This window comes from Pseudomonas akapageensis (assembly GCF_011355085.1).
GTDB classification, from domain to species: domain Bacteria; phylum Pseudomonadota; class Gammaproteobacteria; order Pseudomonadales; family Pseudomonadaceae; genus Aquipseudomonas; species Aquipseudomonas akapageensis.
Window position 1 is genome coordinate 36,489 of the sequence record NZ_VXCP01000010.1, and the last position, 12,486, is coordinate 48,974.

Below are 12,486 nucleotides of genomic sequence, written 5' to 3' on the forward strand. Positions count from 1 at the left end.
AACCAGCACTTGCGAGGAGCGACGACGATGCACGAAATCCCCAACCTCCCCTTCCCAAGCCTGCACGAACCCGAGCAGTCCCAGCCTTCCCAAACCGCCGGCAACGAGCCCGCATTCAAGGCTGAAACCGAAGCCGAAGAAACCCTGAACGCTGACAGCCAAGGCTGACGAGCGCTCCCGACAGGCCGTGTGAAAGCCGTCGCTGCCCATGCCAGTGCGTTTTCACACAGCCCAAAAGCTTTTTTTCTCCCGCAAAATGTCCAATTTGGCCCCCTTCCGGCATATCATAGCCAGCTAAGCATTTCCCCCCTCCCTGCGAATCCTTCCATGCCTGATACCCAGCGCCCCATGGCGGTCACGCTGCAAGTCGTGTCCATTGTCATGTTCACCTTCATCGGCTACCTGAATATCGGCATCCCGTTGGCGGTCCTGCCCGGCTATGTTCACAGCGACCTGGGCTTCGGTGCGGTGATCGCCGGCCTGGTCATCAGCGTGCAGTACCTGGCGACACTGCTCAGCCGCCCTTATGCCAGCCGCATCATCGACAATCAGGGCAGCAAACGCGCTGTGCTTTACGGGTTGACCGGCTGTGGCCTGAGTGGCGTGTTCATGTTGCTGTCCAGTTGGCTGCAAAGCACGCCAATGCTGAGCCTGATCAGTTTGCTGATCGGTCGCCTGGTGCTTGGCAGCGCCGAAAGCCTGGTGGGCTCGGCCTCGATCGGCTGGGGTATCGGCCGGGTCGGCGCGCAGAATACGGCCAAGGTGATTTCCTGGAATGGCATTGCCAGTTATGGCGCATTGGCCGTTGGCGCACCGCTTGGCGTGGTACTGGTGCAACAGTTCGGCTTGTGGAGCATGGGCGTGAGCATCATATTGCTGGCTGTCATCGGCGTCGCCCTGGCCTGGCCGAAACAGTCGGCTCCCATCGTGGCCGGCGAGCGCATGCCGTTCCTGCATGTGCTCGGTCGCGTGCTGCCCCATGGTTCGGGACTGGCCCTGGGCTCGATCGGCTTCGGCACCATCGCCACCTTCATCACCCTCTATTACGCCAGCCACGACTGGGACAACGCGGCGTTATGCCTGAGTCTGTTCGGTGGCTGCTTCATCGGCGCACGCTTGCTGTTTGGCAACCTGATCAACCGCATCGGTGGATTCCGGGTAGCCATTGCCTGCCTGTCGGTGGAAACCCTTGGTTTATTGCTGCTGTGGCTTGCGCCCAGCATGGAGTTGGCCCTGGCGGGTGCGGCACTGAGCGGTTTCGGTTTTTCGCTGGTATTTCCGGCACTGGGCGTCGAGGCGGTCAATCTGGTGCCCGCTTCCAGTCGAGGCGCCGCAGTGGGTGCCTACTCGCTGTTCATCGACCTTTCGCTGGGGATCACCGGGCCGCTGGCGGGGGCCATTGCGGCGGGGTTCGGCTTCGGTTCGATCTTTTTGTTCGCCGCGATCGCCGCGCTTGGTGGCCTGGCCATCAGTCTCTATCTGTATCGCCAAGCGCGCCGTTCACGTCAATAGTCCACCTTGCCGCGCCCGGCCTTGATTGTGCCGCGCTTGCTCTTGGTCTCCAGCCTGCGGGTCTTGGAGCCCAGGGTCGGGCGGGTTGGCCGCCTGGCCTTCTCGACCTTGGTCGCGCCCACGATCAACTCGCGCAAGCGTTCCAGTGCATCAGCACGATTCTGTTCCTGGGTCCGGTATTGCTGGGCCTTGATGATGATCACGCCTTCACTGGTGATGCGGCTGTCGCGCAGCGCCAGCAGTCTCTCCTTGTAGAAAGGTGGCAAGGACGACGCCTGGATATCGAAACGCAGGTGCACGGCACTGGAGACCTTGTTGACGTTCTGCCCCCCGGCGCCCTGGGCACGGATGGCGGTCAATTCGATCTCGGCATCGGGCAGATGCACAGCGTTGGAAATCACCAGCATGGGGCACACTTCGTCAAAGGCAGAATGGTCAGGATACGCGTTGCAACGCGCAAAACAAAAAACCCGGCGCGCTGGCCGGGTTTCGGGAGAAAGACGCACAACTTGTAGCCGCTGCCCAAAGGCTGCGCTCGCGTGCGAAGCAGGCGCAAGATCTCGAGATCGCCGGGGAGCCCCTGCGGGACTCCAGCGCAGCCTGCGGCAGCGGCTACATGGCGCCCACCGCCTGCGCGGCACCGCGCTTGTTCTTGATCACATAGCAGCCCCACATGACCACCAACCACACCGGAATCGCATAGACCGACACCTGGATCCCCGGGATCAGCAACATGATGCCGAGGATGAACACCACCCAGGCCAGACAGATGTAGTTGCCATAGGGATACCATAGCGCCTTGAACAGCGGGGACTGCTTGGTCCGCACCATGTGCTGGCGGAACTTCAGGTGCGAGTAGCTGATCATCGCCCAGTTGATGACCAGCGCCGCGACTACCAGCGACATCAACAGCTCCAGCGCATGCTGGGGCATGAAGTAGTTGAGCAGCACCGCCACCAGGGTCACCACCGCCGAAGTCAGGATCGCCCGTACTGGCACGCCGCGCTTGTCGATTTTGGCCAGCGCACGAGGGGCATCGCCCTGCTCGGCCATGCCGAACAGCATGCGCGCGTTGCAGTAGGTGCCACTGTTGTACACCGACAATGCCGCGGTCAGGACCACGAAGTTGAGGATGTGCGCTGCGGTATCGCTGCCCAGCATCGAGAACACTTGCACGAACGGGCTGCCGCTGTACGCGTCGCCGGAAGCGTTGAGGCTGCTCAGCAGGCTGTCCCAGGGGGTCAGCGACAGCAGAACCACCAGAGCACCGATGTAGAAAATCAGGATGCGGTAGATCACCTGATTGATCGCTTTCGGAATCACGGTCTTCGGCTTGTCGGCCTCGGCAGCGGTGAAGCCGAGCATTTCCAGGCCGCCAAAGGAGAACATGATGATGGCCAGGGCCATGACCAGGCCGCTGACGCCGTTAGGGAAGAAGCCACCGTGTTCCCACAGATTGCTGACCGACGCCTGCGGGCCACCGCTGCCGCTGACCAGCAGGTAGCTGCCCAGCGCGATCATGCCGACGATCGCCAGGACCTTGATGATCGCGAACCAGAACTCGGCCTCGCCGAAGACTTTGACGTTGGCCAGGTTGATCAGGTTGATCATCACGAAGAAGGCCGCCGCAGAAACCCAGGTCGGGATCTCCGGCCACCAGTAATGCACGTACTTGCCGACCGCCGTCAGCTCGGACATACCGACCAGGATATACAGCACCCAGCAGTTCCACCCCGACAGGAAGCCGGCGAAACCGCCCCAGTATTTGTGGGCAAAGTGACTGAAGGATCCGGCAACCGGCTCTTCGACGATCATCTCACCCAGCTGGCGCATGATCATGAAGGCAATGAAGCCGCAGATCGCGTAGCCAAGAATCATCGACGGACCCGCCGACTTCAGTACCCCCGCCGAGCCCAGGAACAGCCCGGTACCAATCGCACCACCAAGGGCGATCAGCTGGATGTGGCGATTTTTCAGGCCGCGTTTCAGCTCACCTGATTGCGAGTTTTGTCCACTCATTAATGGAGTCACCTGTTTGTTTTTGTCTGTGACGGGATCGGACCCACCGCGCTCGTGGCGCAGCGGAGTGAACAAGGCGGATAGCCTCGAATTTAGTGGGTCACAGTGAAAACGCGGCGCATTGTACACCTGTGCCATAAGCAAGGTTCAACACGCGCTTCACTGTTCCTTGAGGACGGTGTATCTGACTGCGGCGAAGGTTTTGGAACAAGGAGGTGGGAGTGGCGAAAAAGAGGTCTTGGCGAGGTTTGCGGCAGAAATTTCTTACAGCCGCTTCGGACAGGCCGATTGCGCGGCAATTTGAGGCGGATTTGTAACGATTTATTTACGGAGTGGTTCAGAGAGTTGCCAGGGCATAAATGCAAAACGCCAACCCTGGGGTTGGCGTTTTGGTTTTGTGTTCCTCGTTCCCACGCTCTGCGTGGGAATGCATCCTACGACGCTCTGCGTCGTGCAGGTCGACGCGGAGCGTCTGACACGGCATTCCCACGCGGAGCGTGGGAACGAGAAGCGGTCGCAGAATTACTCAGGCTTAGGCTTGCGACGACCGAAACCAGGACGCTGCCCACTACCAGCCGGCGGCCCACGACGCTTGCCCGACGGCCCTTCTTCGACCAGCACGATCCCCGGACGCTTGTGCGCGGGTTTTGCCGGACGCTTGTTGGTCTCGCTCGGGCGCTCGGCCACCGGCGTACCGCGACTCGAATCCTTGCGTGGTGCCTCTCTACGCGGCGAGTCCTTGCGCGGAGCTTCGCCACGAGGCGTGCGCACCGGGCGTTGCTCTTCAGTGCGCGGTGCACGCGGTTCGCGCGCCGGGCGCTCGCCGGCCGGGGCATCGTTGGCCGGGCGCAAGGTGCGCACGCGCTCACCACGACCTACCGGACGCGAGGACTTGCGCTGCATCCGCTCGAGCTTGTCCTTGGACTTGGCGTTCATCGAAGGCATGGCGACAGGCGTCAGGCCGACTTCGGCCGCCAGGATGTCCACTTCGCCCTGGCTCATCTCGCGCCAGCGACCCATCGGCAGGTCGGAGTTGAGGAACACCGGACCGAAACGTACGCGTTTCAGGCGGCTGACCACCACGCCCTGGGATTCCCACAGGCGACGTACTTCACGGTTGCGGCCTTCCATCACCACGCAGTGGTACCAATGGTTGAAGCCTTCACCGCCAGGTGCTTGCTGGATATCGGTGAAACGTGCCGGGCCGTCTTCCAGAATCACGCCGTTCTTCAGACGCAACAGCATGTCGTCGTCGACTTCGCCACGCACACGCACAGCGTATTCGCGGTCCATCTCGTAGGACGGGTGCATCAGGCGGTTGGCCAGTTCACCATCAGTGGTGAACATCAGCAGCCCGGTGGTGTTGATGTCCAGGCGGCCGATATTGATCCAGCGTCCTTCCTTTGGCCGAGGTAGGCGATCGAACACCGTCGGGCGACCTTCCGGGTCGTCACGGGTGCAGATCTCACCGTCTGGCTTGTTGTACATGATGACGCGGCGAACGGTCTCGGACGCTTCTTCGCGCTTGATGACCTTGCCATCGACCGAAATCGCGTCGTGCAGGTCGACGCGCTGGCCGAGGGTAGCCTCCACGCCATTGACCTTGATCCGGCCCTGGGCAATCCAGGCCTCGACGTCGCGGCGCGAACCCACGCCAATGCGCGCGAGTACTTTTTGCAGTTTTTCGCCGGCGGGGCGAAATTCCTGGTCGTCTTTCTGATCGTGTTCACTCATCTGGGCACCTCCCGGTGTGTCGATGCAGGCCTGGGCCCGCTGTATTGAAAACCTGTTACTGGCGAACGAATCGCCAAAAGGTCGCGAATCATACGCTCATGGCGACCGACGCGCATCTGAGACTAGACGAAAAAGTCTCTGTCACGGGTTTTTCCGCCAGCCGGGAGCCATCAGTCCTGACGGGTCTCGGGCTCGGTCTCGAGTTCTGCTTTCTCGTCGGCCACATCCTGCGCGGGCTCGAGCAAGTCGTCGAAGTCGGTCTTGAGCCCCTCCTCCATGCTGTCGAGCTCGACGAGCAGGCTGCGAAAGCTGGTTTCATCGCGCGGCGCCGCAGGCTCGGCGCTTTCATCGGCCAGCGCCTGCAAGTGAGCAGGTACCGGGGCATCGTCGAACTCCAGCGCCGGCGCAGGCTCGAGCTCACGCAGCTCGGCCAGAGGCGGCAATTCATCGAGATTCTTCAGGTTGAAGTGGTCGAGAAAAGCCTTGGTGGTCGCGAACATCGCCGGGCGCCCCGGCACTTCGCGGTACCCGACAATGCGAATCCATTCACGTTCGAGCAGGGTCTTGACGATGTTGCTGTTGACCGCAACACCGCGCACATCCTCGATCTCGCCACGGGTGATGGGCTGACGATAGGCAATCAGCGCCATGGTTTCGAGCAGGGCGCGAGAATAGCGTTGCGGGCGCTCTTCCCAGAGTCGGCCGACCCAGGGGGCGAACTTCTCGCGGATCTGCAAACGGTAGCCGGACGCCACTTCCACCAGTTCGAAGGCCCGGCCCTCACACGACTTGCGCAACAATTCGAGCGCCTTCTTGAACACCGGCGGCTCGGGCCGCTCGGCCTCTTCGAAAAGCTCATACAAGCGCTCGAGTGATTGCGGCTTGCCCGAGGCCAGCAAGAAAGCTTCCAGCAATGGCGCAAGTTCGCGCGGTTCATTCAGGTTCATCGGTGTCACTCAGCTCGGGCACGGACATGAATTGCCGCAAATGGCTCATTTTGCACCAGTTCGATCAAGGATTCCTTGACCAGCTCGAGAATCGCCATAAAGGTCACGACAACGCCCAGTTTGCCCTCCTGGGCCGTGAACAGCTCGACAAAGGGCACGAACCCGCCACCCTTGAGCCGCTCCAGCACTTCGCTCATGCGTTCGCGGGTGGACAAGGCTTCGCGGCTGACCTGGTGGCTTTCGAACATGTCGCCCCGACGCAACACCTCCGACATCGACAGCAGCAACTCTTCCAGGCTGACATCGGGCAGCAACTTGCGCGCCAGGGCCTTCGGTGCATCCAGCTTGGGCACGTACAGGTCGCGACCCACCCGGCTCAAGCCGTCGATGCCTTCGGCGGCGGCCTTGAAGCGCTCGTATTCCTGCAGGCGCCGGATCAACTCGGCACGCGGATCGTCTTCCTCGGCTTCGACTTCGGCCGACCGGGGCAACAACATCCGTGACTTGATCTCGGCGAGCATGGCGGCCATCACCAGGTACTCGGCGGCCAGTTCCAGGCGCACGGTCTTCATCAGCTCGACATAGCCCATGTACTGTCGGGTGATCTCCGCCACCGGGATGTCGAGGATATTGATGTTCTGTTTGCGGATCAGGTACAGCAGCAGGTCGAGCGGCCCCTCGAATGCCTCGAGAAAGACTTCCAGCGCATCGGGCGGGATGTACAGGTCGAGCGGCATTTCGGTGAACGCCTGGCCATAGACCAGCGCAAATGGCAGTTCCTGCTGGGCATCGGCCTGGGGGTCCACGGACTGACCGCTGTCGGTGACCGGCGTACTCACGCTTCGACCAGAAAGGGTGCCGGGTCGCCACAGCCGACCCGGATGACTTCCGGCTCATCGTTGGCCAGGTTGATCACGGTCGAGGCCTCGACACCACCGAAGCCGCCATCGATGATCAGGTCGACCTGATGTTCGAGCAATTGGCGCATTTCATAGGGGTCACTCATGGGCATGGTCTCGCCGGGCATGATCAATGTCACGCTCATCAAGGGCTCGCCCAGTTCCTCCAGCAGCGCCAGCGCGATGGGGTGGCTCGGTACCCGCAGACCGATGGTCCGGCGCTTGGGGTGCAGCAACAGGCGCGGTACTTCCCGTGTGGCGTTGAGGATAAAGGTGTAGGGCCCGGGGGTATGGGCCTTGAGCAGGCGGAACGTGCCGGTGTCGATCTTGGCGAACAGGCCCAACTGCGAAAGATCGCAGCAGATCAGGGTGAAGTTGTGATTGTTGTCCAGTTGGCGCAGGCGCCGCACCCGCTCTACCGCATTTCTGTCGCCGATCTGGCAACCCATGGCGTAGGACGAATCAGTCGGATAGATCACCACCCCGCCCTTGCGGATGATTTCCACCGCCTGTTTGATCAGGCGCGCTTGCGGGTTTTCCGGATGAATCTGGAAAAATTGACTCACGTTCTCTACCTGTTCAGACGGCGGCAATAGGCTGTTCATGTTTGAATCGACACCATAAAGGTGGCAAATCCTCTGGTATAGGCCGGTAGGTACCGATCTCGGACCAGGTGCCGGGGGCATGGAAATCACTGCCGGCACTGACCATCAGACCGAACTCTCGAGCCAATATGGACAGGCTGCCGACCTGCTCGGCCGGCTGCATTCCGTTGACCACCTCGATGGCGTGGCCACCTGCTTGAATATAGTCGGCAATCAGCTTGCACCGCTTGCTTCGGGTGAAATCATAGTGCATGGGATGGGCCAGGCTGACCCAGGCACCAGCTTGGCGCAGGGTCTCGACAGTGTCTTCGAGCGTCGGCCAATGCTGCTTGACGTCACCCAACTTGCCCGCCCCCAGCCACTTGCGAAACGCTTCGGCGCGATCCTTGACGAAGCCCGAATTTACAAGGAAATCAGCGAAATGCGGTCGCGCCGGGGCGTTGCCGCTGTCGCCCAGGGCTTGCTGGATGGCGCGGGCACCTTCCATCGCTCCGGGCATGCCCTTGAGTGCCAGTCGTCGGCTGATTTCTTCGGCGCGCAGCCAGCGACCATGGTGCAATTGCTCGATTGCCTCGACCAACGGTGCTGCTGCCAGATCGAAACCGTACCCCAGTACATGGATGGTCGCCCCACCCCAGGTACAGGACATTTCCACCCCGCTGACCCATTGCATACCCAGCGCAAGCGCCGCGTCACGGGCTTCCGGCAGCCCTTCGAGGGTGTCATGGTCGGTCAGGGCCAGGACCCGCACGCCGTTTTCATACGCACGCGCAACCAGTGCCGAAGGCGCCAGGGCGCCATCGGAGGCCGTGCTGTGGCAGTGCAGATCAACATTCATAGGTGGCGCTTTCGCTGTTATCGATGTTTGTTATTATGCCGGCACATCCTGCTTCTGGCTGCCACTGTGAAACAATTCATCGATTTCATCCCGCTGTTCCTGTTCTTCATCGTCTACAAGATCGAACCCCGCGCCGTCGACATCGCCGGCCAGACCCTCACCGTCGGTGGCATCTACAGCGCCACGGCGATGCTGATCATCAGCTCGCTGGTGGTCTATGGCGCACTGTTCATCAGCCAGCGAAAACTGGAAAAGAGCCAATGGCTGACACTGGTGGCCTGTCTTGTATTCGGCAGCCTGACGCTGGCTTTTCACAGCGAGACCTTCCTCAAATGGAAAGCCCCCGTCGTCAACTGGCTGTTCGCCCTGACGTTCGCCGGTAGCCATTTCGTCGGTGATCGCCTGTTGATCAAGCGCATCATGGGCCATGCACTGACCCTGCCCGACCTGATCTGGACACGCCTGAACCTGGCCTGGATCGTCTTCTTCCTGTTCTGTGGCGCGGCCAACCTGTTCGTGGCCTTTACCTTCCAGAGCTACTGGGTCGACTTCAAGGTGTTCGGCAGCCTGGGCATGACCGTTTTGTTCCTGGTTGGCCAGGGCATCTACCTGTCCCGCCATATTCACGACAGCGACACCACCACCCCGAAAACCGAGGACTGACATGCTCTACGCAATCATTGCCACAGACGTTGCCAACTCGCTGGAAAAACGCCTGGCCGCTCGTCCCGCGCACCTGGAGCGCCTGCAACAGCTCAAGGGCGAAGGCCGTGTCGTACTGGCAGGTCCGCACCCGGCAATCGACAGCAACGACCCTGGCGAGGCCGGATTCAGCGGCAGCCTGATCGTCGCCGAGTTCGAATCACTGAGCGCCGCCCAGGCCTGGGCCGACGCTGACCCGTACATAGCGGCGGGTGTCTACGCCAATGTCGTGGTCAAGCCGTTCAAGCAAGTCCTGCCGTAACCTGCCCGACAGGCCTGGGTGAAATGCACACCGCCTTTCACCCCCGGCCGCCACAACGATTATTCTCTGTATTGCTCATTATTCTCGCTTGATTGCCGACAACGTGCTGAACACTCGATTGGAATCAGGAGTTCCGATGCGCCAAGGTACGTTGTGTCTGTTAATTTCGCTGATGTTGCTGGCCCCTGAGGTACCGGCTGAAGAAACCGCTACGTCGGGGCAATCGGCACCCTTCTCGTTGAGCGCCGGAAGCCAGATCAGCGAACTTCAACAGCGCCTGAAGGAAAGCGAGCGTCAACGCGAAGAGTTGAGCAAGCAGCTGCAATCCACCGACAATGAGCGCGAAAGCGCCCAGCTGACCAGGTTGCGCCAGGAAAATCAGCGCCTGAAGCTGCAGCTCAAGGAATCCCAGGCCACCACCCTCCCCCGACTGCTGACCGATCAGCAGCAATGGTTCCTGATTGGTGGCGCGGTCGCCTTGTTGGCAGCAGTGTGCGGTATCCTCGTCAGCGGCGGACACAGAAAGCGTCGGCAATGGTTGAATTGAGTGAGTCATGAGCGAGCTGTTACTGATTGATGATGACCAGGAGCTGTGTGAGCTTCTGACCAGTTGGTTGAGCCAGGAAGGCTTCCAGGTACGGGCCTGCCATGACGGCCAGAGCGCCCGTCGCGCTCTGGCCGAACACGCGCCAGCAGCTGTAGTGCTCGACGTCATGCTGCCCGACGGCAGTGGTCTGGAGCTGCTCAAGCAACTGCGCAACGAGCATGCGGATCTACCCGTATTGATGTTGTCGGCACGCGGTGAGCCACTGGACCGGATTCTTGGCCTGGAACTGGGTGCCGACGATTATCTGGCCAAGCCTTGTGACCCTCGTGAATTGACCGCTCGCCTGCGGGCCGTATTGCGCCGCAGCCACCCGACAGCTGTTGCCAGCCAGATGGAAATCGGCGACCTGTGCTTCAGTCCGGCGCGTGGCGTGGTCAGTATCGACGATCACGAACTGAGCCTGACCATTTCCGAGAGCCGCCTGCTCGAAGCGCTGCTGCGCCAGCCGGGTGAGCCGCTGGATAAACAGGAACTGGCGCAGATCGCCCTGGGGCGCAAGCTGACCCTGTACGACCGCAGCCTGGACATGCACGTCAGCAACCTGCGCAAGAAGATCGGTCCGCACCCCGATGGCCGCCCGCGTATCGTAGCCCTGCGCAGCCGCGGTTATTACTACAGCCTGTAAAACGCTGCAGTCTTTACCGAAGCTTTACGCTTGGCTGACCGCCGTTGACCTTGATCTCCCTAAACTGAGCTCATCCGGTAACTGACCGGGATCCAGACAAGGAGATCCACCATGCGCAAGACCCTTATCGCCCTGATGTTCGCTGCTGCCCTGCCGACCGTCGCCATGGCCATGCCTGAAGGTGGCCAGGACGGTGGCTATCATCACCGCGGCCACGGGATGTTCAGCCAGTTGGACCTGAGCCGGGAACAGCGCCAACAGATCGGTAAACTGATGGGCGAGCAAATGCACAGCCGCCACGAAATCACCGAGCGCTACCTGGAAAAACTGCCAGCCGCGGACCAGAAAGCCCTGAAGGACGAGCTCAAGGCCAAGGAAGACAAGACTCAAGCCGACATTCGCGCCCTGCTCAAGCCCGACCAGCAAAAGCAGTTCGACGAAATGAAAAAGAAGGAAGCCGAGCGTCGCGCCGAATGGGCCGAGTTCAAGGCCTGGAAAGCTGAAAAGGCCAACAAGGCCCAGTAAAGTTCACAGCCAAACCGCCCGACTCGCCTGCCAGCAAGTCGGGCTTCGCTTATTCGAGGTGCCACCTTGCGTTCAATGTTCTGGCGGGTCCTTGCCAGCTTCTGGCTTGCCATCGCGCTCGTCGCCGGGCTCTCTCTGCTGCTCGGGCACATGTTGAACCAGGACGCCTGGATTCTCAGTCGCCATCCGGGCATCAACACCCTCGCCCAGACCTGGACCGAGCGCTACGAAAAAAATGGCGCCGAGGATGCCCAGGATTACCTGGAACAGCGCAGGCGCAAGTATCACATCGATGTCCAGGTACTCAACGAGAACGGCGATGCCGTGGTGCCGGGAACCTTCCCGCGCCGGGCCGCGGCCTTCGAGGCGCGCCAGCGTAACGACGACCGACAGCTGCCCTGGCGTCGCCTCACCGTCGAATACACCAGCCCCGAAAGCGGTGAAACCTATCTGCTGATCTACCGCATTCCTCATCCGGAACTCGACGCCTGGCATCGCGAAAGCCTGCTCTGGCCACTCAGCGCCCTGGGTATCGCACTGGTGGTGCTGACCTTGTTCAGCCTGCTGGTGACGCTGTCGATCACCCGCCCCCTCAGTCGATTGCGCGGCGCCGTGCATGATCTGGGACAGACGACCTACCAGCAGAACAGCCTGGCGCAACTGGCCAACCGCCGGGATGAGTTCGGGGTCCTGGCCAATGACTTCAACCGCATGGGTGCGCGGCTGCAAAGCCTGATCGGCAGCCAGCGGCAATTGCTGCGCGATGTGTCCCATGAGCTGCGCTCCCCCCTGGCGCGCCTGCGCATCGCCCTGGCCCTGGCGGAGCGGGCCGAGCCCGAGCAACGGGAAAAACTCTGGCCGCGCCTGACCCGTGAGTGCGATCGCCTGGAAGCCTTGATCAGCGAAATTCTTGCCCTGGCGCGGCTCGATGCCGAGCATGCCAGCGCCGAACCGATCGACCTGCCGTCGCTGCTGCTCAGCGTGCAGAAGGATGCCCAACTGAGCGCACCGGAGCAGGAGATTCGCCTCGATGAAGAGCCCGGGCTGAGCCTGCAAGGCTGGCCGACCATGCTTGAGCGGGCACTGGACAATCTGCTGCGCAATGCATTGCGCTTCAATCCGCAGGACCAGCCTATCGAGATCAAGGCCAGCAAGAACGGCGACAGGATCGTGCTGAGCGTGCGCGATCATGGTCCGGGGGTTGCCAGCGA

Annotated in this window: 15 protein-coding genes; 8 read left to right on the forward strand and 7 right to left on the reverse strand. The window is 61.3% G+C overall.

Translation table 11 applies throughout. The features are described from left to right. The first annotated feature begins 27 nt into the window (after window positions 1–27). Both F2S13_RS07180 and F2S13_RS07185 read left to right on the forward strand, forming a co-directional pair. Window positions 28–168, forward strand: coding sequence for a hypothetical protein (locus F2S13_RS07180; protein ID WP_166359778.1), 141 nt, complete (start codon window positions 28–30; stop codon window positions 166–168). 159 nt (window positions 169–327) lie between these two features. Beyond that, window positions 328–1,512, forward strand: coding sequence for an MFS transporter (locus F2S13_RS07185; protein WP_166359779.1), 1,185 nt, complete (start codon window positions 328–330; stop codon window positions 1,510–1,512). Here the strand turns inward: F2S13_RS07185 and arfB are convergent. From arfB to F2S13_RS07220, 7 genes are all read right to left on the reverse strand, one after another. After that, window positions 1,506–1,919 (reverse strand): alternative ribosome rescue aminoacyl-tRNA hydrolase ArfB, encoded by a 414-nt coding sequence (gene arfB, locus F2S13_RS07190; protein WP_166359780.1) that lies wholly within the window; start codon window positions 1,917–1,919, stop codon window positions 1,506–1,508. The genes F2S13_RS07185 and arfB overlap by 7 nt on opposite strands. A gap of 205 nt (window positions 1,920–2,124) precedes the next feature. After that, on the reverse strand, window positions 2,125–3,531 hold the full coding sequence (locus tag F2S13_RS07195; RefSeq protein WP_166359781.1) for an amino acid permease: 1,407 nt from the start codon (window positions 3,529–3,531) through the stop codon (window positions 2,125–2,127). Window positions 3,532–4,053: 522 nt separating this feature from the next. After that, a complete protein-coding gene (gene rluB, locus F2S13_RS07200) occupies window positions 4,054–5,265 on the reverse strand; it encodes a 23S rRNA pseudouridine(2605) synthase RluB (RefSeq protein WP_166359782.1) in 1,212 nt (403 codons plus the stop codon). A gap of 170 nt (window positions 5,266–5,435) precedes the next feature. After that, window positions 5,436–6,212: an SMC-Scp complex subunit ScpB gene (gene scpB, locus F2S13_RS07205; RefSeq protein WP_166359783.1), complete on the reverse strand. Its 777-nt coding sequence runs from the start codon at window positions 6,210–6,212 to the stop codon at window positions 5,436–5,438. Window positions 6,213–6,217: 5 nt separating this feature from the next. After that, the gene (locus tag F2S13_RS07210) at window positions 6,218–6,916 is read right to left on the reverse strand and encodes a segregation and condensation protein A (protein ID WP_166360168.1); all 699 of its coding nucleotides are present in this window, start codon (window positions 6,914–6,916) and stop codon (window positions 6,218–6,220) included. Between the two features lie 131 nt (window positions 6,917–7,047). Beyond that, the gene (locus F2S13_RS07215; RefSeq protein ID WP_166359784.1) at window positions 7,048–7,677 is read right to left on the reverse strand and encodes an L-threonylcarbamoyladenylate synthase; all 630 of its coding nucleotides are present in this window, start codon (window positions 7,675–7,677) and stop codon (window positions 7,048–7,050) included. A gap of 13 nt (window positions 7,678–7,690) precedes the next feature. After that, window positions 7,691–8,554: a PHP domain-containing protein gene (locus F2S13_RS07220; RefSeq protein WP_166359785.1), complete on the reverse strand. Its 864-nt coding sequence runs from the start codon at window positions 8,552–8,554 to the stop codon at window positions 7,691–7,693. Between the two features lie 66 nt (window positions 8,555–8,620). Between F2S13_RS07220 and F2S13_RS07225 the strand changes: the two genes are divergently transcribed. The 6 genes from F2S13_RS07225 to F2S13_RS07250 all read left to right on the forward strand — a co-directional run. Then, window positions 8,621–9,217 carry a septation protein A gene (locus F2S13_RS07225; protein WP_166359786.1) on the forward strand — a complete coding sequence of 199 codons (597 nt, stop codon included), beginning with the start codon at window positions 8,621–8,623 and terminating at the stop codon, window positions 9,215–9,217. Between the two features lies 1 nt (window position 9,218). Then, window positions 9,219–9,518, forward strand: coding sequence for a YciI family protein (locus tag F2S13_RS07230; protein WP_166359787.1), 300 nt, complete (start codon window positions 9,219–9,221; stop codon window positions 9,516–9,518). Between the two features lie 136 nt (window positions 9,519–9,654). Then, window positions 9,655–10,065 carry an SH3 domain-containing protein gene (locus F2S13_RS07235; protein WP_166359788.1) on the forward strand — a complete coding sequence of 137 codons (411 nt, stop codon included), beginning with the start codon at window positions 9,655–9,657 and terminating at the stop codon, window positions 10,063–10,065. Between the two features lie 7 nt (window positions 10,066–10,072). Further along, window positions 10,073–10,750: a response regulator transcription factor gene (locus F2S13_RS07240; protein ID WP_166359789.1), complete on the forward strand. Its 678-nt coding sequence runs from the start codon at window positions 10,073–10,075 to the stop codon at window positions 10,748–10,750. A gap of 111 nt (window positions 10,751–10,861) precedes the next feature. Then, on the forward strand, window positions 10,862–11,275 hold the full coding sequence (locus F2S13_RS07245) for a Spy/CpxP family protein refolding chaperone (protein ID WP_166359790.1): 414 nt from the start codon (window positions 10,862–10,864) through the stop codon (window positions 11,273–11,275). 66 nt (window positions 11,276–11,341) lie between these two features. Then, the coding region (locus tag F2S13_RS07250; RefSeq protein ID WP_166359791.1) for a sensor histidine kinase at window positions 11,342–12,486 on the forward strand (1,145 nt) is incomplete at its 3' end.